This window comes from Streptomyces sp. NPDC052496 (assembly GCF_040679095.1).
In the GTDB taxonomy this organism is placed as follows: Bacteria; Actinomycetota; Actinomycetes; order Streptomycetales; family Streptomycetaceae; genus Streptomyces.
Genome location: NZ_JBFAUH010000023.1, coordinates 37,001 through 56,815 on the forward strand (window position 1 = coordinate 37,001; position 19,815 = coordinate 56,815).

Genomic DNA, 19,815 nt, shown 5'->3' on the forward strand with positions numbered 1-19,815 from the left:
CCGTGGGTCGGAGGGCGGGCGCGGGCCGGTACGTGGCCGGCTGCCGGGCGGCGTTCTTCGCTGTGCCGGGCCGGTTCCGAACCGGTTTCCGGCCGGTTCCGGGCCGGTCTCAGGCGCCGGTGAGGTCGGCGAACTTCTGGGCGAAGTCCTTGCTCTCCCCGGCGCTGAGGGCGCGGAAGGCGTGCGACCGGGCGGCCATCTCCCGGTCGGGGAGGATCAGCGGGTTCGCCGCCAGGTCCGGATCGATTCTCGCCAGTTCCTCCCGTACGCCGTCGACCGGGCACACGTAGGTGATGTACGCCGCGATCCGCGCCGCCACCTTCGGCTCGTAGCAGTAATCGATGAGGCGCTCGGCGTTCTTCTTGTGCCGGGCCCCGTTCGGCACCAGCAGATTGTCCGTGGACGTCATGTAGCCGGCGCGCGGCACGGCGTACTTGATGTCCGGGTTGTCGTGCTGGAGCTGGACGACGTCCCCGGCCCAGGCCACACAGGCCGCGAGGTCCCCCTTGCTGAGGTCGTTGATGTAGTCGTTGCCGGTGAAGCGCCGGATCTGCTTGCTGTCCACGCCCTCCTGGAGCCGCGCGATCGCGGCGTCGAAGTCGTCACCCGTGCAGTCCTCCGGGCGCTTGCCCATGTCCAGGAGCGTCAGTCCGACACTGTCGCGCATCTCGGAGAGGAATCCGACCCGCCCTTTGAGGCGCGGGTCATCCAGCAGCTGGCTGACGGAGTCGACCGTACGGCCTCCGGTGGCCTTCGCGTTGTACGCGACGACCGCCGGGATGCCCGTCCAGGGGTAGGAGTGGACGCGGCCCGGATCCCAGTCCGGATCGCGGAACTGGGGCGAGAGGTGGGCCTGCGCATGGGGCAGGGCGGCCTGGTCCAGCTTCTGGACCCAGCCCAGCTGGATCATTCGCCCGCACATCCAGTCGGTGAGCACGATCAGGTCCCGGCCGGTGTCCTGACCCGCCGCCAGCTGCGCCTGGATCTTGCCGAAGAACTCGTCGTTGTCGTTGATGTCCTCGGTGTACTTCACCGCGATCCCGGTGCGGCGGGTGAAGGCGTCCAGGGTCGGCCGGCGCTTGCCGTCGTCGCTGACGTCCAGGTACTCCGTCCAGTTGGAGAAGACGAGACGTTTCTCCTGTGCGGAGTGGTCCACGGACCGTCCGCCGTCCGTACGGCCCGCGGGCGGGATGCCGCAGGCCGACAGCGCGCCCAGCCCGCCGGCCGCGAGCACCCCCGCCGCGCTCGCGCGCAGCAGCGACCGCCGGGTCATGGCCATCCGCCCGTCGGTGAGACTGCGCCGTACGGCGGCCAGTTCGGGCGGGGACAGGCTCCCGGGCTGCTGAACGTCCTCCATACACGGTGCCCTTTCAGGATGAGCCCGGTGCTCAGATCCTGCGTCTGAGCCGGTGCGGCCGTGCGGCGGCTGCCGCCTTGCGTCGGCGCCGGTGCCTCAGGCGCGGTCCCCGAAGACGGTCCGGTGCCAGTCCTTCCTGGCCACTCCGGTGTTGTCGTACATGACGTGCTTGACCTGCGTGTACTCCTCGAAGGAGTACACCGACATGTCCTTGCCGAAGCCGCTGGCCTTGTACCCGCCGTGCGGCATCTCGCTGAGGATCGGGATGTGGTCGTTGACCCAGACGCAGCCCGCCTTGATCTCGCGCGTGGCGCGGCCGGTGCGGTACACGTCCCGGCTCCATGCGGAGGCCGCGAGGCCGTACGGGGTGTCGTTGGCCAGCGCGATGCCCTCGTCGTCGCTGTCGAAGGGCAGCACGACCAGTACCGGCCCGAAGATCTCACGCTGTACGGCCTCGCTGTCCTGCGCGGCGCCCGTGATGAGCGTGGGGCGGTAGTACGCGCCCTTGGCCAGGTCGCCCTGCGGGGCCTCGCCGCCGGTGACGACGGTGGCGTACGACCGGGCGCGTTCGACGAAGCCGGCGACCCGGTCGCGCTGGGTGTGCGAGATGAGCGGCCCGAGGTCGGTGGCGGGGTCGAACGGGTCGCCGAGCCGTACGGTCGCCATCAGGTCGGCGACGCCGCTGACGAACGCGTCGTACAGCGGGCGCTGCACGTAGGCGCGGGTGGCGGCGGTGCAGTCCTGCCCGGAGTTGATCAGCGCGCCGGCCACCGCGCCATGCACCGCGGCGTCCAGGTCCGCGTCGTCGAAGACCACGAACGGGGCCTTGCCGCCGAGTTCGAGGTGCAGCCGCTTGACGGTACTGGTGGCGATCTCGGCGACCCGCTTGCCGACCGCCGTGGAGCCGGTGAAGGAGGTCATGGCGACCCCGGGGTGGGCGACCAGGTGCTCGCCGGCCTCCCGGCCCGCGCCCGAGACGATGTTGAGCACGCCGTCCGGAATGCCCGCCTCGGTGGCCGCCTGCGCGAACATCACCGATGTCAGCGGAGTGATCTCGGCAGGTTTGAGGACGATCGTGTTGCCTGCCGCGATGGCCGGCAGCACCTTCCAGGCCGCCATCTGCAGCGGGTAGTTCCACGGCGCGATGGAGCCGACGACGCCGATCGGCTCACGGCGGATCACGGACGTGTGGTCGGGGCTGTACTCGCCCGCCGACCTGCCCTCCAGATGGCGCGCGGCGCCCGCGAAGAAGGCGGCGTTGTCCACCGAACCCGGTACGTCGAACTCCGCGCTGAGCTTGACCGGCTTGCCGCACTGCAGCGACTCGGCGTACGCCAGCTCACCGGCCCGCTCGCCGAGTACGGCGGCGAAACGGTGCAGGGCGTCGGAGCGCTCGCCCGGGGTCGCACCCGCCCACCCGGGGAAGGCGTCCTGAGCGGCCCGTACGGCCGTGTCCACGTCCGCCGTCGAGGCCAGCCGGTAGCTGTACACCTGCTCGCCGGTGGCCGGATCGACCACCTGCTGGGTCCGGCCGGAAGTGCCCTCCCGGAGCTCGCCGGCGAGGTACTGCGCGCCCTCGGCGAATCGTTCGTTCACGTCGAATCGCTGAACCATGGTGCTCTCCTCCGCCGGACGCCGGGGCCGCTCGGCGGCACACCCATGCGTAGCTCTTTCCGGAATCGATGGCTGATCTTGACAGAGGGACAGGTCCCCAACAAGGGATTCCGTTGTTGCCTTTTGGTTACGCGACGGATTCTGCGATTTCCGTCGCGAAATACCCCGACACGTTGTCAGTGCCGGCTGACAGAATCCCGGCATGATGCACGACAGCACGGGGGGCACGGGGATGAACGAGCCAGGAAGCGGTACGCCGGTGGACGCGCCGGAGACGGCGGCAGGCGCCGGGGCGGCCGGGGCAGGCGCTGGAACGGCCGGGACGGGCGCGGTGGGGGTGGCGCCCGCCGGCGCCGACGGGCCGCGGTCGGTTGCGGAGCTGACGGCGGCGACGGCCGCCGGCAAGCGGTACACATACGTCTGGTTCTGGGGCCACACGCCACGCCGTGACGGGCAGCTCGGCGCGAGCTGCTTCAGCCAGTGGTGGCCCGCCCCGTTCACGGTCGACGGCGTGCGGTACGCCACCGCGGAGCACTGGATGATGGCCTGCAAGGCCCGGTTGTTCGGCGACCAGGAAGCGGAGCGGCGGGCGATATCCGCCACCCACCCGAAGCAGGCGAAGGACGCCGGCCGCTCGGTGCGCGGCTTCGACGGCGCGCAGTGGGAGCGCCACCGCTTCGCGTACGTGGTCGACGGCAACGTCCACAAGTTCGGCCAGGACCCTGCCCTGCGCGACTACCTCCTCGGCACAGGCTCCCGCGTCCTCGTCGAGGCCAGCCCGCTGGACCGTATATGGGGCATCGGACTGGCCGCCGACGACGACCGCGCTCAGGACCCGGCGCGCTGGCGCGGGCTGAACCTGCTCGGCTTCGCCCTGATGGAGGCCCGGCAGCGGCTGGCGGCGGGGGCGGCGTCCGCGGAGGGCTGACCGAGTTCGGCGGACGGCCGGCGGGTGGAGCTGTTGAGGGCTTACGGGCGAGGGTCAGGCCGGGATCAGGCGAGGGGCAGGCCGGGATCAGGTGAGGGTGACGAGCCGGCCGCGGGCGGACGGCGAGAAGCTGGGGGCAGCGGTCGGGTCGGCCGCGGACACGGGTGCGGCTTCGTAGATGCCCGGCCCGGGGGCGGGCGCGGCCTCGTACGTGTCCGGCTCGTCGTCGGAACGGGAGCCGCCGGAGGTGGAACCTCCAGAGGTCGAGCCGCCGGAGCCCGAGTCATCGGAGTAACCGGGATCCCACGGGCCGTCATCTTCCTCGTACGTCGCGTTCGCCACCACGACGAACCCGACCATGAGCACGCTCAGCAGGATCCCCACACCGCCCAGAATGATCCCGGCCAGCGCGCTGCCGCCGTTGTCCGCCTCCTTCCTGGACGCCTTCATCCGCCCGACGGCGCCGAAAACGATCGCGAGCGCACCGAAGAGGAACCCGAAGACGATGGTGAAGGAGAGCGTGGCGCCGATGATGCCGAGCACGAGAGCGGCGGTGCCGAACCCGTTGTTCGGCGCGGCAGGCATCCAGTACGGCTGGTAGCCGGGCGGCAGCTGCTCCCCCGGGCGGCCGCCCGGGTACGGAGCGCCGCCCCAGCCGCCGGGAGCGGGGCTGCCGTACGGTGCCGCCCCGCCACCGGGTATCGGCGGCACGCCGGATCCGGGCGGCGCGAACGCATGCGCCAGGTCCGGAGCGGGAGGCGGCGGCGGAACGTCGTAACGGCCGGCGGGGGTATTCGGTGCGCTGGGAGATGCCGGCGTGCTGAGGGGCGCCGGTGTGCTGGAGGGTGCCGGTGTGCTGGAGGGTGCCGGTTCGTTGGAGGGTGCCGGTTCGTTGGAGGCCGTCGGCTCAGTCGGGGCCGCCGGTCCGCTCGGAGGATCTGCCTTGGTCAGAGCGTCCGGCTTGCCCGGGGCATCGGGTGTGCTGGGGGTGTCCGGCGCTTTCAGAGCATCCGGCTTGCTCAGAGCGTCCGGCTTGCCCCGGTCATCCGTCTTGCCCTGGTCATCCGCCTTGGTCAAGGCATCGGGCTGGCTGACGGCATCCGACCGACCCGAAACGCTCGCCCCACGCTGAACGCTCGCTTCGCCCTGAATGCTCGCCCCGCCCTGAACGCCCGCCCCACGCGAATCCCCCGGGCCGCCCGACCCGGCCTTCGTCGACTCGGCCTGCACTGCCCCGGTACCCGCCGACCCGCCGCCCGCCCGCTCGTCCGCCACCCGACCGCCTGCCGTCGGCGCGTCCGCCGGCGGCGCGGCCAGCGGCGCCCGGTGCTCCGGCGGCGCCCACGGGTCGCGCGGCGCAGGCTGCTGACTGTCGGACATCGACACCCCCACATTCCCCCCGCAATCACTGTCCGACCATGCTAAGACCTGCACTGTTCCGTCCGGACCTGCACCGTTCGGGACAGAGGGCCCCGCATACGATGGCCACCGTCCGCACCACGTCCAGCTCGCCGCCGCCCAGGAGGAACCGTTGTCCGATCTTGACGCCTTCATCGCCGGACTCCCCAAGGCGGAGCTGCATGTTCACCACGTCGGATCGGCGTCGCCGCGTATCGTCTCCCAGCTCGCCGCCCGCCATCCGGACTCCGCGGTCCCCACCGATCCCGAGGCGCTGACCGACTACTTCACGTTCCGCGACTTCGCCCACTTCATCCAGGTCTACCTCTCCGTCGTGGACCTCATCCGGGACGCCACCGATGTCCGGCTGCTGACGTACGAGGTCGCCCGCGACATGGCGCGGCAGAACATCCGCTACGCCGAACTGACCGTCACCCCGTACAGCTCGGTGCGCCGCGGCATCCCCGACGAGGCCTTCGTCGAGGCCATCGAGGACGCGCGGCGGGCAGCGGAGACCGAGCTGGGCGTGGTGCTGCGCTGGTGCTTCGACATTCCCGGTGAGGCCGGGCTGGAAGCGGCCGAGGAGACCGCACGGATCGCCTGCGACCTGCGCCCCGAGGGCCTGGTCTCGTTCGGGCTCGGCGGCCCGGAGATCGGCGTGCCGCGCTCGCAGTTCAAGCCGTACTTCGACCGCGCCATCGCCGCGGGCCTGCACTCGGTCCCGCACGCCGGCGAGACCACCGGCCCGCAGACCGTCTGGGAAGCGCTCACCGACCTGCGCGCCGAGCGGATCGGCCACGGCACCAGCTCCGTGCAGGACCCGAAGCTGCTGGCCCACCTCGCCGAGCACCGCATCCCGCTGGAGGTCTGCCCGACCTCGAACATCGCCACCCGCGCCGTGCGCACCCTCGACGAGCACCCGCTGAAGGAGATGGTCGACGCGGGTGTCCTGGTGACGATCAACAGCGACGACCCGCCGATGTTCGGCACCGATCTGTGCCTGGAGTACGGCGTCGCCGCCCGCCTGCTGGACCTCGACGCGGCCGGGGTCGCCGCGCTGGCCAAGAACGCCGTCGAGGCCTCGTTCATGGATGCCGCCGCCAAGGCGGCGCTGACCGCGGAGATCGACGAGTACACCGCGGCGTGGCCACGGTGAGGCCGACGGGCCGCACCGCCGGCCCCGTGCCCGCGGCCGGACGGGTCGCGGTCATCGGTCACCGCGGCGCCCCGTACGACCACCGTGAGAACACCCTGGCCTCGCTCCGTGCCGCGCTCGAAGCGGGCGCCGACGCGGTCGAGGTCGACGTACGGCTGACCGCCGACCGCGTACCGGTCCTGCTGCATGACGCGACGCTGGAACGCCTGTGGGGCCATGACCGCCGGCTCTCCTCGCTCACCCACTCCCGGCTGGACGAGGCCACGGCGGGCGGCGTCCCCACGCTGCGCGACGCGCTCGCCCTCACGGCCGAGTACCCGTCCGCCCGCACCCTCGTGGACCTCCCCGACCCCACGGCCGCACAGGCCGCCGTGGGCGAGGTCCGCGATTCGGGTGCCGCCGGCCGCGTGTACTACTGCGGCGGCGGGTCGGCCATGCTGGCCGTCCGTGCCGCCGACCCGGCCGCCGAGCTCGCCCTGTCCTGGCGCCGGTCGGCCCCGCCCCGTGCCGAACTGCTGGCCCGCATCCGTCCCCGCTGGCTGAACTACCACTTCGGCCTGATCACCCGTGATCTGGTCGAACGGGCCCACGGTGACGGTTACCTGGTCGCCGCCTGGACCACCGACAGGCCCCGCACCGCGCGCCGCCTCCGGCATGCGGGTGTCGACGCCGTCACGACCAACCGGGTGGCCGCCGTACGCGCGGTGCTCTGAGGCGTACCGGCCCCGTCCGGCTCAGCGCCGCACCAGCCGCCGTGCGACGTAGTGGGACAGCGCCGTGGCGGCTCCGGCCACGGCCAGCCCGCTCACCGCGCCGCGGACGTCCGCCGGCCGCAGGCGTCCCGCGCGCCGCAGCCTGCCGCGCGCCCACACGGCGTACGGAACGACGATCAGCGGCGAGGTGACGGAGCCGGGCGTGTAGCCGCGTACGGCGGCGGCCTGCGCGAGGTGCACCAGGCCGTGCAGCCCGAACCCGTCCACCGCGCCCTGGAAGAAGGCCGAGCGGCCGCCGGTGCGGTGGCCCTGCGCGGAGGCGGCGGCCACGATCACCGCCATGGCGCCCACCGCGACCGTGAACTCCCGCTGGTCGACGCCTTCCAGTGCCTTCCAGAGGCGCTCCGGTGCCCTGGGGAAACGTTCCCGCAGTTCCGGCAGGCTCTTACGGATCCAGCGCGGCCCGAAAGCCACCTCCTCCGCGTCATGCAACGCCCAGGCGGCGAGCAGTCCGAACGTGACGGCAGGGCTCAAGCCCTCTGTGGTCCTCGACATGACCGCCGAGTCTGGCACGCACCCAAATCCCGCTCGCACCCGGCCACTTACGAACACGAACGCACTTGACCTTCTCCCCGTGTCAAGCCGTCCACTGAGAGACACCCGGCGGCGGATACCGAGCGCCCACTCGCCCGCGCCCCGTCCTCTCCCGCTCCCTTCGCCCCCCCTTCCTGCGCCTCCTCCTACGGCACCTCTTCCTACGACCAAGGACACCCATGCCCACCTACACCGGCTCCGGCCCGTACTGCTACACCCATTCCCTGGCGATGATGCTCGCCCCCGACGCCGCCCCGCCGGCCGCCGTCATCGAAACCCTCACCGGCTCGCCCTTCGGCGTACAGCTCATCGGCGGCACCCTGCCGTTCTTCGACCCGTACGGCTGGGATCCGGAAGCCGGCCTGGACGCCGCCGTGCCGGCGCTCGGCCTGCGCTGTGTCCGCAGTTCGGGCGGCACCCAGGACGAGGCGCTTGCGCGGCTGCGTGCCGCCTGCGCCGACGGCCCCGTCCTGGCCGGCCCGCTGGAGATGGGCCTGCTGCTGTACCAGCCCGGCTCCGGGGCGGCGATCGGCGCCGACCACTACGTGGTGGTCCTCGCGGTCGAGAACGGCACCGTCCTCCTCCACGACCCGCACGGCCACCCGTACGCGACGCTCCCCGCCCCGGCATTCGCCGCCGCCTGGCGCGCGGAGTCGGTGCCGTACGCCGACGCCCCGTACGTGATGCGCTCCGCCTTCGTACGAGAGCGGGCCGTCGACCCGGCGGACGCCCTGCGGCAGTCGCTCCCCGGCGCCGTACGGTGGCTGGCCGGCCGCGACGACCTGCCGGTCCCGCCCGGCACGCTGGGCGGCGCCGCCGCGGTCGAGGCGCTGGCGGATCGGGTCGCCGAGGGCGGCCTGCCGCCCGCGACCCGCGACCTGCTCGGGACGTTCGCCGTCCGGCTCGGCGCCCGCCGCCTCAACGACGCGGCGGCATGCCTGGCCCCGTTGGGCCTGACCGCCCCGGCCGCCCTGCTGACCGAACAGGCCCGCATCGTCGGCGGCCTGCAGCACCCTGTCGTCTCGAAGGACGACCGCGCACTGGAAGCGGGACTACGCCGGCTGGCCCCCACGTACGACCGGCTCCGTACGGCCTTGGAGGACGCCGTCACGCACAGCACACTTCGCTGAACGGCAGCGGGCAGAGCCTGCCCCACGCAACGACGTCGCACGGGGCACGCTCCGCCGAGCACGTCCACCGAGCACGCTCCGTTGCACCGCGCGACAGCCCACCGCCTCACAGCCCCACGAGGCCGTTCCACTCCTTGGCGAACGCCGGGCGTTCCTTGGAGGTGATGTCGCGGGCGATGGCCAGCCGCTGGCGCATGGGGCCGTCCGGGAAGACCAGCGGGTCCTCGGCCAGCGCGGCGCGTTCCTCGTCCTTGGAGGAGGCGAGGACGTCCCGCGCGGCCGGCACCGGGCAGACGTAATTGACCCAGACGGCCAGCTCGGCGGCGATCTCCGGCTGGTAGTAGAAGTCGATCAGCCGTTCCGCGTTGCGCTTGTGCTCCGCGCGGTCGGGAATCATCAGGCTCTCCGCCCAGAGTTCGGCGCCCTCCTGCGGCACCACGAACTCGATGTCCGGGTTGTCCTCCTTGAGCTGGATGACATCACCCGAGTACGCCTGGGCCGCCAGCACGTCGCCCGAGGCCAGGTCCTTGATGTAGTCGTTGCCGGTGAAGCGCCGGATGTGCTTCTTCTCCACCAGGCGGCGAATCCGGCCCGTCATCCGGTAGAAGTCGCTCTCCGTCCAGCGTGTGATGTCCACGCCGTCGCCCTGCATGAGCATGGCGAAGGACTCGTCCAGCCCGGACAGCAGCGTCACCCGTCCGCGCAGGTCGTCCCGCCACAGGTCCGCGGTGTGCCGGATCTCCCGGCCGAGCTTCCTGCGGTTGTACGCGATGCCGGTGATGCCCGACTGCCAGGGGACGCTGTGCTTGCGCCCGGGGTCGAAGTGCGGGGCGCGCAGCAGCGGGTCGAGATGGCGCGCGACGTTCGGCTGCCGGGACCGGTCCATCTCCTGCACCCAGCCCAGGCGTACGTACCGGCCGCACATCCAGTCGCTGATGACGATCAGATCGCGGCCGGTCGGCTGGTGGTTCATCAGCGCGGGGCTGATCTTCCCGAAGAACTCGTCGTTGTCGTTGATCTCCTCGGTGTACGTCACCGAGATGCCGGTGCGCTGCTCGAACGCCTCCAGCGTCGGCCGCCGCTGCTTGTCGTGCTCGTCCACGTCGATGTAGAGCGGCCAGTTGGCGAAGGTCAGGCGCTTGTCCCGGGCCGAGCGGTCCGGGGCGGCGCGGTCGGCCGGGCCGACGTACGCGGCGGGCACCCCGCATCCGGCCGCCAGCAGGGCCAGCGCCCCGGCCGCCCCCGTACCGACCGTGCTCCGTAGCAGCGAACGCCGCGAAAGTTCAGCCATGGCGAGCACTTTCACGCGTCATGGGCAGCGGCGGCAAGCGACAGAACGTCGACTGCCGGGGCGCCGCCCACGACGGTGTGCCGAGCATGGGGCGGGAGCACGGGGCCCCGGCCCCATGCCGGACCGGCTCAGCCGTCCAGCGACGTCATCACGTGCTTGATGCGCGTGTAGTCCTCGAAGCCGTAGCCCGACAGGTCCTTGCCGTAACCGGACTTCTTGAAGCCGCCGTGCGGCATCTCGGCGACCAGCGGGATGTGGGTGTTGATCCACACGCACCCGAAGTCCAGCTTCTTGGACATCCGCATGGCGCGCGCGTGGTCCTTGGTCCACACCGACGACGCCAGCGCGTACTCGACGCCGTTGGACCACTCGACGGCCTGGTCCTCGTCCCGGAAGGACTGGACGGTGATGACCGGGCCGAAGACCTCCTGCTGGATGATCTCGTCGTCCTGCTTGAGGCCGGAGACGACGGTCGGTGCGTAGAAGTAGCCCTTCTCGCCGACCTGGTGGCCGCCCGCCTCGATCTTGGCGTGCGCGGGCAGGCCGTCGATGAAGCGCTTGACCTGCGCCAGCTGGTTGGCGTTGTTCAGCGGGCCGTAGAGCACGTCCTCGTCGTCGACCGGACCGGTCTTGGTGTCGGCGGCGGCCTTGGCGAGCGCGGTGACGAACTCGTCGTGGATGGATTCGTGGACCAGGACGCGGGTGGCGGCCGTACAGTCCTGGCCGGCGTTGAAGTAGCCCGCGACGGAGATGTCCTCGACGGCCTTGGCGATGTCGGTGTCCTCGAAGACCACGACCGGGGCCTTGCCGCCCAGCTCCAGGTGGACCCGCTTGAGGTCCTTCGAGGCGGACTCCGCGACCTGCATGCCGGCCCGCACGGAGCCCGTGATCGAGGCCATCGCCGGGGTCTTGTGCTCGACCATCAGACGGCCGGTGTCACGGTCGCCGCAGATGACGTTGAAGACGCCGCGGCTGTGCCCCAGCTCGTCCAGCACGCTGCCGATGATCTCGGCGATCAGCACGGTCGAGGCGGGCGTGGTGTCGGAGGGCTTGAGGACGACGGTGTTGCCCGCGGCCAGCGCCGGGGCGAACTTCCACACCGCCATCATCATCGGGTAGTTCCAGGGCGCCACCTGCGCGCAGACGCCGACCGGCTCGCGGCGGATGATGGACGTGAAGCCGTCCATGTACTCGCCCGCCGCGCGGCCCTCCAGCATCCGGGCGGCCCCCGCGAAGAAGCGGATCTGGTCCACCATCGGCGGGATCTCCTCCGAGCGCACCAGCGCGATCGGCTTGCCGCAGTTCTCCGACTCGGCGGCGATCAGCTCCTCGGCCCGCTCCTCGAAGCGGTCGGCGATCTTGAGCAGGACCTTCTGGCGCTCGGCCGGCACCAGGTCGCGCCAGGCGGGGAACGCGGCCTCGGCGGCGGCCATCGCGGCGTCGACGTCCGCGGCGGCGGACAGCGGAGCGGTGGCGTACGCCTCTCCCGTGGCCGGGTTGACCACCTCTGTGGTCCGCCCGTCGGCGGCGTCCCGGAACTCCCCGTCGATGTAGTTGCGCAGCCGACGCAGTTCGGTGGTCACGAGCGACCCCTCCTAGTGCAGGTGTCCAGTGTTTGAGATGCCCACCCTAGCCAGGAAGGCCACGTTTTCGACATACCCACAACGGATGAACGACGAAATCAGTGGTGCCGTGGCTTCGTGGCAACTGATTTCATTGAATCGGGGTTGCGGGACTGACGAGGCTCGTGCACAGTGAGGGCTGTGGCCACTCGTGACAGAAACGGCACCCAGTCGATCGACTCCGTCTCCCTGGCGATCATCGAGCAGCTCCAGGAGGACGGCCGCCGTCCGTACGCCGCGATCGGCAAGGCCGTGGGCCTGTCCGAGGCGGCGGTGCGGCAACGCGTACAGAAACTGCTCGACCAAGGCGTGATGCAGATCGTCGCGGTCACCGACCCCCTCACGGTCGGCTTCCGACGGCAGGCGATGGTCGGGATCAACGTCGAAGGTGACCTCGACCCGGTGGCCGACGCCCTGACGGCCATGGAAGAGGTCGAGTACGTCGTCATGACCGCGGGCTCCTTCGATCTCCTCATCGAGATCGTCTGCGAGGACGACGACCACCTCCTGGAAATGATCAACAAGCGGATCCGCACGCTGCCCGGCGTCCGGACCACCGAGAGCTTCGTCTACCTCAAGCTCCGTAAGCAGACCTACACCTGGGGAACCAGATAGCCATGACTGCTGACCTCTCGAAGACGGCCTACGACCACCTGTGGATGCATTTCACCCGCATGTCGTCGTACGAGAACGCCCCCGTGCCGACGATCGTGCGCGGCGAGGGCACGAACATCTACGACGACAAGGGCAAGCGCTACATCGACGGGCTGGCCGGCCTGTTCGTCGTCCAGGCCGGGCACGGCCGCGCCGAACTCGCCGAGACCGCGCTCAAGCAGGCCCAGGAACTGGCGTTCTTCCCCATCTGGTCGTACGCCCACCCCAAGGCCGTGGAGCTGGCCGAGCGGCTCGCGCACCATGCGCCGGGCGACCTGAACAAGGTCTTCTTCACCACCGGCGGCGGCGAGGCCGTCGAGACCGCGTGGAAGCTGGCCAAGCAGTACTTCAAGCTCACCGGCAAGCCCACCAAGCACAAGGTGATATCGCGTGCGGTGGCCTACCACGGCACGCCGCAGGGCGCCCTGTCCATCACCGGCCTGCCGGCCCTCAAGGCCCCGTTCGAGCCGCTGGTGCCCGGCGCGCACAAGGTGCCGAACACCAACATCTACCGCGCGCCGCTCTTCGGTGACGACCCCGAGGCGTTCGGCCGCTGGGCCGCCGACCAGATCGAGCAGCAGATCCTCTTCGAGGGTCCGGACACCGTCGCCGCCGTCTTCCTGGAGCCGGTGCAGAATGCGGGCGGCTGCTTCCCGCCCCCGCCCGGCTACTTCCAGCGCGTCCGCGAGATCTGCGACCGCTACGACGTGCTGCTCGTCTCCGACGAGGTCATCTGCGCCTTCGGCCGCCTCGGCACGATGTTCGCCTGCGACAAGTTCGACTACGTACCTGACATGATCACCTGCGCCAAGGGCATGACCTCGGGCTACTCTCCCATCGGCGCCTGCATCATCTCCGACCGGCTCGCGGAGCCGTTCTACAAGGGCGACAACACCTTCCTGCACGGCTACACCTTCGGCGGCCACCCGGTCTCCGCCGCCGTCGCCTGCGCCAACCTCGACATCTTCGAGCGCGAGAGCCTCAACCAGCACGTACTGGACACGGAAGAAGCTTTCTTCTCCACCCTGAAGAAGCTCCACGACCTGCCGATCGTCGGCGACGTCCGCGGCAACGGCTTCTTCTACGGCATCGAACTCGTCAAGGACAAGACCACCAAGGAATCGTTCAACGACGAGGAGACCGAGCGCGTCCTGTACGGCTTCCTGTCCAAGGCGCTCTTCGAGAACGGCCTGTACTGCCGCGCCGACGACCGCGGTGACCCGGTCATCCAGCTCGCTCCGCCGCTCATCGCCGACCAGCCGGTCTTCGACGAGATCGAGCAGATCCTGCGCGGAACGCTCACGGAGGCCTGGAGCAAGCTCTGAGGTAGGAACGGGGCGGGACGGGGCGGCCGCACACAAGGGGCTTCACGGGCTCACGCGCCCGCCCGCGATGCGCGCGGCGCCGTGAACCTGCGGCCCCGTGCGCCCACCGAGCAGGCGCGAAACCCGGACGAGCGCGGTCCTGGCCGCCCCGCCTCCCCCTCGGCTCCCCGCCCTCCCGCTGCCTGCCCCTCGCGCTCCCCTGGCCCTCCCCGGCCCCACCCTGCTCTCGGGCGGTTGTCGTGCCGGCGTGGCCGTAGGCTGGGGCGCCTGGGGTGATGATCTTTCCCGTGAGGGGTGGGGCGATGCTGCTCGAGGTCGCAGGTGTGCGGACCCGCATGGGGCGGGGCATGGAGCTGGCGCAGTCGGTGTGCGCGGAGTACGCGGACGAGGCGCTGCACCACCACTCCATGCGGTCGTACTTCTTCGGTGCGGCCTGGGCGCAGGCGCGTGGTCTCGCATTCGACCAGGAGCTGCTGTTCGTCTCGGCGATGCTGCACGACTTGGCACTGACCCCGCCCTTCGACAGCCACACGCTCCCCTTCGAGGAGGCCGGCGGCCATCTGGCGCGGGTCTTCACTGCCGGCCTCGGCTGGCCGCGCGAGCGGCGTGACCGGGCAGCCGAACTCATCGTGCTGCACATGCGGGACGACGTGGCGCCGGGGCAGGACCTGGAAAGCCGCCTGTTGCAGAGAGGAACGAGCGCGGACGTCTCCGGGGCGGGGCTCGACGCGTTCGACCCCTCCTTCGTCGAAGCGCTCGTCGCGGCGTACCCCCGCCTGGGCTTCGCCGGGTCCTTCGTCCGCCTCTTCCGTGACCAGGCGGAGCGGAAGCCGGGGTGCGCGGCGGCGGAGTTGGTGGCCGGCGACTGGCCGGACCGCAGCCTGGCCCATCCGCTCGAACGTCTCTGACCGAGCCCGCGCACGTCGCCGCGGCACCATAGGCGCTGCGCACCCGTGTCACAGCCTCACCGGTCGCCGCCCCACCCTCTTCACCCAGATTTTTCATATAAGCCGCCATTTGAGTGAACCTCCGCCGTGGTGCGCGGCGAGCGCCGAATACCGAGGGTCGCCACTCCTTACCGTGCCAGTGACCGATACCCTCCATGGTCGTTCACCCGGTTGGGGGAACGATCGGACGCGACGAGCATGAGGTGCGCAGATGGTGGCCCCACCTGACAACGACGTTCTCTGGGCGCGCGGCCTGCACCACACATACGCCGGCTCCCCTGCTCTGACGGGGGTGTCCGTCGGTGTCCGCGAGGGCGAGATCCTCGCCGTCACCGGGCCTCGCGGCTGCGGCAAGACGACTCTGCTGCGGTGCCTTTCCGGCCAACTTGTCCCGGACAGCGGCGAGATCTGGTTCAACAGTTCACCGGTGCACACCCTCTCCGCTCTCAGCCGTGAGCGGCTGCGCCTGGACCGGTTCAGCTGGGTGGACACCGAACCGCACCTCGTTCCCGAACTGACCGCCTGGGAGAACGCCGCCCTCCCCCTGCTGCTCCGCGGCGTCAGCCACCGCACCGCCAAGCAGACCGCCGGCGAATGGCTGGACCGGCTGGACGTGGGCATGTGCGCCCGCCAACGTCCCGGCCGCCTCGAACAGTCGCAACGTCAGCGCATCGCCATCGCCCGCGCCCTCGCCTGCGCACCGCAGGTCCTGTTCGCCGACGAGCCCACCGCGCCCCTGCACCGTGCCGACGCCGCCCAGGTGCTGCGCGCCATCACCACCGCCGCCCGCTCCCACGACATCACGGTCGTCCTCGCCACCCACGAACCCGAGGCCGACACGCTCGCGGACCGCACCGTGGCACTCCTCGACGGCCGTCGCGTCGGCCCCAAGGCCCCCGCCCCCGACAAGGAAAGCAGGGCAGAGTGCTCGCTCTCCGTCTAGCCCGCGGGGCCCACCCCCTCGTCCTGTTGCGCCGCCTGCTCGTGGCCGCCGCCTCCGCCGGCACCGGCTTCCTCCTGCTGGCCGCACTCGGCCACGCCGCCGCCCACCCGGCGACGGCCACGGACTCCTTCGTACGTCTCCTGTGGTGCGCCGTCCCGGTCGCGGCCACCACCCAGCTCGCCGTGTCCGCGGCCCGTACGGATCCCGCCGCCCGCCCGCAACGGGGCATGTCCGCCGCCGGATTGGGCCCCGCCCGGCTGACCCTGATCGCCGCCACGTCCACCGCCGTCTCCTGCATCCTGGGCAGTTTCTTCGCGTTGCTCGTCTTCCTCGCGCTCCGTGGCGACCTGGGCGGCGTGGCCGCCACCGATTCCGCCACCCAGCTCCTCGGCGCCGGCCACCCGCTGCCGGCGGCCGGCACACTGCTGCTGCTCGCCGTCGTCCCGCTGATGGCGGCTGCCGCCACCGCCGTCGTCCTACGTCCCCGCAAGGACGCCCGCGGTGACCCCCGCGGCGCCAAGGCAGCCACCGGGGCCGGCGAGCCCCTCACGGCCATGGACACCAACAGCAACGGCTCTTCCGTGCCTGCCGCGCTCCCATGGGGCATCACGCTGACCGCCGCCGGCCTCGCCCTGGAGACCTACGTCAGCCGGGGCGCCGCCGACGCCGCAACCCTTCTCCCGTTGCCCGAGCGGCTCATCGGCAGCCCGCCTGGCGTCCTGGCGGGCTGGGCGCTGTCCACCCTCGGCCTGGTTCTGGCAGGGCCAGGCCTGACGCAGTTGTCCGGCCGCCTGCTCGCCGCCGGCCGCCCGGGCGCCGTCCGTCTCCTCGCCGGCCGCGTCCTCCAGGAGGAGTCCCGGCGCATCGGCCGCCCGCTCGGCGTCCTCTGCGCGGTCGCTTCCGGTACGTATGCGGCGGCGAAGGTCTACGAAGCCGCCCCCACCCGGCCCTTCGGCCCCCTCACGGGGCTGGGTGCGGCGCTCGTCCTGGCCTGCGTCACCGCCAGCGCCCTCACGGCGGCCCTGGAAGCCCGGTGGGCCCGTACGCACACCACCGCCGCCCTCCGCCGTCTCGGTACTCCGCGCTCGCTCCTCCACCGCGCCTCCGCCCTGCGCGTCCTGGCCCTGCTGCTCGTCCTGGGCCCTCTGACCTGGGCCATCTCGGAACTCGCCGCCCTCCCCCTCCTCCACTGACCCATTCACCCGCCCTTCCCGCCCTTCCCCTCCACTCCCTCCCGCAACGGCCGCTCCAGCGGCTCTCCACATCGGCGGTGACCACCGCCGCCCACCACTCCGCACGACCACGGCGCCCCATGCCCCCGCTCCCGCTCCCTGCTCCCTGCTCCCTGCTCCCCGCCATGCCTCTCCTGCCCACGGCGCCCCATGCTCCAGCCGCCCTCCCCGCTCCGCGGCGCCCCATGCCCCCGCCCCATGCCGCCCTGCGCCACCGCGCCCCATGCCACGCCGCACCGCGCCCCATGCCCCTTCCCGCTCCGACCCGACCCGCCCTCACCTCCGCCGCTCATCACCTCCCGCCTACGATGTCGGGCGTGCAGCCGAACTCCGAGTCCCCCGCGCCCCATCGCCCCATCGAGCGGCCGCAGAGCCGCGGCAGCGACCGCGAGATCGAGACGCTCGCCGAATTCGACCGTGTCCTGGCCACGGGCAGCCTCTGCGGATATCGCGTCCAGTCCGTCGACCTGACCGGTCGTACATCCGCCCTGGTCGGCACCCCGGCCTCCGACGCCGTCTTCCTCGGCTGCCGCATGGAGCCGGAGGCCGCCGCGAGCGTACGGGCGGGCGGCGCCCTGGTCTTCCCCCCGATACCGGACCTGCCCTTCGACCCGTACCGCGGCAGTCTCTACTCACCCGATGAACTCTTCGAGGCGCTCGCCACCGAAGCCGGCTACGCGGCGACCCCCGACGCTCAGGCCTACGCCTGGTACCAACGCACCATGTCGGACGGTGACGTCTTCGCCTCGATGCTGCGCAGCATCCACGACGACGCCGTCTCGGACGCGCTGGACGAGCACGTCATCGGCGCCCGCGTCGTCGGCATCATGGGCGGGCATGCGCTGGAACGCGGATCCGACGCGTACGCAGGCGCGGCCCGGCTCGGGCGTCAGCTCGCCCGTACCGGTCTGACGGTCGCCACCGGCGGCGGCCCGGGTGCGATGGAAGCCGCAAATCTCGGCGCCTACGCCGCCCCCTTCGACGACGCCATGCTCGACGAGAGCCTCGCCCTCCTCGCCAAGGTTCCGCACTTCGGCCCCTCGGTGACGGACTGGGCGCGGGCCGCCTTCGAGGTGCGCGGCCGCTGGCCGGGCGGCGGTGACTCGGTGGGCATCCCCACCTGGTTCTACGGGCACGAGCCGCCCAACGCCTTCGCGGCCCACATCGCCAAGTACTTCGTCAACGCGGTCCGCGAGGACGGCCTCCTGGCGCGCTCCAACGCCGGAGTCGTCTTCCTGCCTGGTGCGGCGGGCACCGTGCAGGAGATCTTCGACAACGCGACTCCGAACTACTACGGGTCGCGGGGTGAGCCGACCCCGATGGTCCTCGTCGACCGTGCCCACTGGACCGAGCGACTGCCCGCTTGGCCTCTGCTGCAAGCACTCGCCGCGGAGCGCGCCATGTCCGACAAGATCGCTCTGGTCGACTCGGTGGAAGAGGCTCCGGAAGCACTGGCCCGCCTCACTGGCGCCCCCGCCGCCCCCCGCACAGATCCCGCGCCCTGAACGAACGCGCCGGCCGAATCAACGGGCTCCCCCAGTGGGCTCTCTGCTCTCTCTGAGCCCCTGCCTTCTCCGCTCGTCCTGCCCTCCCTCCCCACTGCCCACGTGCACGGTGCGGATCTGTTTGCCCGGCGGAGGCAACTCCCGTCCCCGATTCCACGTCTGGCTAGCCAGGTAATGCGTAGGTAAATCCATGCAGTGCGCGAACGGAGTTCTTGGTGGTCATCGGTCTTCTGACGGCAGTAGCGGCTTCGGCCTGCTACGGCACGGGGTCGGTCCTGCAAGCGGTGGGATCACGCAAGTCCGCGCGCCGGGAGGCGGCCGCCGCGTCCACGACCGGCGTCACGCAGCACGGCGGGCCCAGCCTCTCCTCCACCGCCAAGGCTGCCGTGACGTGGGAGTTCATGGTCGGCACGGTGCTGGACTTCGTGGGGTTCGGTCTCGGCGCGCTGGCTGCCCGGCTGCTGCCGCTCTTCCTCTCGCAGACCGTCATCAGCGCCAACCTCGTGATCACCGCCGTTCTCAGCATCAAGCTGCTCGGCATCCGGCTGAACCGCCCCGAATGGGCCTCCATCGCCGTCGTCTGCTCGGCGCTGGTCCTGCTCGCCACGGCTGCCGGCCCGGAGGGCGGCGGTGACGCTTCGACGACCACGCACTGGTGGCTGCTGATCGCCTCGGTGGTGCTGATCGGCGGCGGAACGCTGGCCGTACGGCTGCTCGGCAGCCGCGCCGCGATCCTTGCCGGTCTGCTGTCCGGCCTGGGCTTCGGCGCGCTCGGTGTCGGCGTACGCGTCCTGAACGGCGTCGCCCCGTTCGACCTGCCCACGCTCCTGGCCGACCCGGCTCTCTACGCGATTCTCGTCGCCGGCATCGGCGGTATGTACCTGCACACGGTGGCGCTCCAGATCGGTTCGGTCAACGGGGCCACGGCAGCGCTGGTGGTGGGTGAAACGGTGGTGCCGGGCATCCTCGGAGTGCTCTGGCTCGGTGACTCCTCCCGGCCGGGCTTCGCCTGGGTCGCCGTACTGGGCTTCGTCATCGCCGTGGCCGGCGCCGTGGCTGTCGCCTGGTTCGGAGAGCCGGAGGACGGCTCCGCGGCCGGCACACCCGACGCCGCCGCGTCGGGTACGGCGGGCGCCCCGGACGTGGCCCCGGGCGACCGCTCGCACGGCCCCGGTGCCGGGGACGCCGGGCGCCCTCACCCGGCGAGCAGCCGCGCCGGCTCGTCGTAGGAACGGTGCCAGTCCCGCTCCATGCGGGTCCATGACCACCGCCCTTCGGGGCGCAAGCCCTGCGGGCCCTGGTTGTCAGCCGGGCTCTGGCCATCAGCCGGGCCGCGGTCGTCAGCCGGAATCTGGTCGACAGCGGGACCTGGTCGACAGCGGGCCCTGGCCAACAGCCGGAACCCG

Annotated in this window: 17 protein-coding genes; 11 read left to right on the plus strand and 6 right to left on the minus strand. The window is 71.5% G+C overall.

Features of this window, described 5'->3' with window-relative positions:
- Positions 1-109: 109 nt before the first annotated feature.
- The gene (locus AB0L45_RS27765; protein WP_365844584.1) at positions 110-1,357 is read right to left on the minus strand and encodes a spermidine/putrescine ABC transporter substrate-binding protein; all 1,248 of its coding nucleotides are present in this window, start codon (positions 1,355-1,357) and stop codon (positions 110-112) included.
- Between the two features lie 96 nt (positions 1,358-1,453).
- The gene (locus tag AB0L45_RS27770; protein ID WP_365844586.1) at positions 1,454-2,971 is read right to left on the minus strand and encodes a gamma-aminobutyraldehyde dehydrogenase; all 1,518 of its coding nucleotides are present in this window, start codon (positions 2,969-2,971) and stop codon (positions 1,454-1,456) included.
- Positions 2,972-3,203: 232 nt separating this feature from the next.
- On the opposite strand from AB0L45_RS27770, the gene AB0L45_RS27775 reads away from it, so the two are divergent.
- A complete protein-coding gene (locus tag AB0L45_RS27775; RefSeq protein ID WP_365844588.1) occupies positions 3,204-3,899 on the plus strand; it encodes an NADAR family protein in 696 nt (231 codons plus the stop codon).
- A gap of 87 nt (positions 3,900-3,986) precedes the next feature.
- On the opposite strand, the gene AB0L45_RS27780 is transcribed toward AB0L45_RS27775, so the two are convergent.
- Positions 3,987-4,610, minus strand: coding sequence for a DUF4190 domain-containing protein (locus AB0L45_RS27780; RefSeq protein ID WP_365844590.1), 624 nt, complete (start codon positions 4,608-4,610; stop codon positions 3,987-3,989).
- Positions 4,611-5,430: 820 nt separating this feature from the next.
- Between AB0L45_RS27780 and AB0L45_RS27785 the strand changes: the two genes are divergently transcribed.
- Positions 5,431-6,453, plus strand: coding sequence for an adenosine deaminase (locus AB0L45_RS27785; protein WP_365844592.1), 1,023 nt, complete (start codon positions 5,431-5,433; stop codon positions 6,451-6,453).
- Positions 6,454-6,479: 26 nt separating this feature from the next.
- Entirely contained in the window at positions 6,480-7,166 is a 687-nt protein-coding gene (locus AB0L45_RS27790) for a glycerophosphodiester phosphodiesterase (protein WP_365844594.1), read from the plus strand.
- Between the two features lie 21 nt (positions 7,167-7,187).
- Here AB0L45_RS27790 and AB0L45_RS27795 read toward each other — a convergent pair whose 3' ends face one another.
- Entirely contained in the window at positions 7,188-7,721 is a 534-nt protein-coding gene (locus AB0L45_RS27795; protein ID WP_365844596.1) for an HXXEE domain-containing protein, read from the minus strand.
- Positions 7,722-7,939: 218 nt separating this feature from the next.
- Between AB0L45_RS27795 and AB0L45_RS27800 the strand changes: the two genes are divergently transcribed.
- Complete coding sequence (locus AB0L45_RS27800; protein ID WP_365844598.1) at positions 7,940-8,890, plus strand: hypothetical protein; 951 nt, start codon at positions 7,940-7,942, stop codon at positions 8,888-8,890.
- Between the two features lie 106 nt (positions 8,891-8,996).
- Here AB0L45_RS27800 and AB0L45_RS27805 read toward each other — a convergent pair whose 3' ends face one another.
- Both AB0L45_RS27805 and AB0L45_RS27810 read right to left on the minus strand, forming a co-directional pair.
- On the minus strand, positions 8,997-10,181 hold the full coding sequence (locus AB0L45_RS27805; RefSeq protein ID WP_365844601.1) for a spermidine/putrescine ABC transporter substrate-binding protein: 1,185 nt from the start codon (positions 10,179-10,181) through the stop codon (positions 8,997-8,999).
- Positions 10,182-10,309: 128 nt separating this feature from the next.
- On the minus strand, positions 10,310-11,764 hold the full coding sequence (locus tag AB0L45_RS27810; protein WP_365844603.1) for a gamma-aminobutyraldehyde dehydrogenase: 1,455 nt from the start codon (positions 11,762-11,764) through the stop codon (positions 10,310-10,312).
- A 180-nt stretch (positions 11,765-11,944) separates the two neighbouring features.
- Here AB0L45_RS27810 and AB0L45_RS27815 point away from each other — a divergent pair, with 180 nt between their 5' ends.
- The 7 genes from AB0L45_RS27815 (at position 11,945) to AB0L45_RS27845 (ending at position 19,638) form a co-directional block, all read left to right on the plus strand.
- Complete coding sequence (locus AB0L45_RS27815) at positions 11,945-12,418, plus strand: Lrp/AsnC family transcriptional regulator (RefSeq protein WP_003980199.1); 474 nt, start codon at positions 11,945-11,947, stop codon at positions 12,416-12,418.
- Between the two features lie 2 nt (positions 12,419-12,420).
- A complete protein-coding gene (locus AB0L45_RS27820) occupies positions 12,421-13,782 on the plus strand; it encodes an aspartate aminotransferase family protein (protein ID WP_365844605.1) in 1,362 nt (453 codons plus the stop codon).
- Between the two features lie 302 nt (positions 13,783-14,084).
- Positions 14,085-14,690 carry an HD domain-containing protein gene (locus tag AB0L45_RS27825; RefSeq protein WP_365844607.1) on the plus strand — a complete coding sequence of 202 codons (606 nt, stop codon included), beginning with the start codon at positions 14,085-14,087 and terminating at the stop codon, positions 14,688-14,690.
- Between the two features lie 250 nt (positions 14,691-14,940).
- Entirely contained in the window at positions 14,941-15,672 is a 732-nt protein-coding gene (locus AB0L45_RS27830; RefSeq protein ID WP_365844609.1) for an ATP-binding cassette domain-containing protein, read from the plus strand.
- Positions 15,654-16,865 (plus strand): hypothetical protein, encoded by a 1,212-nt coding sequence (locus tag AB0L45_RS27835; RefSeq protein WP_365844611.1) that lies wholly within the window; start codon positions 15,654-15,656, stop codon positions 16,863-16,865. The genes AB0L45_RS27830 and AB0L45_RS27835 overlap by 19 nt, the downstream gene beginning before the upstream one ends.
- Before the next feature lie 395 nt (positions 16,866-17,260).
- Entirely contained in the window at positions 17,261-18,409 is a 1,149-nt protein-coding gene (locus tag AB0L45_RS27840; protein ID WP_365844819.1) for an LOG family protein, read from the plus strand.
- 215 nt (positions 18,410-18,624) lie between these two features.
- Positions 18,625-19,638 (plus strand): hypothetical protein, encoded by a 1,014-nt coding sequence (locus AB0L45_RS27845; RefSeq protein ID WP_365844613.1) that lies wholly within the window; start codon positions 18,625-18,627, stop codon positions 19,636-19,638.
- Positions 19,639-19,815 lie beyond the last annotated feature (177 nt).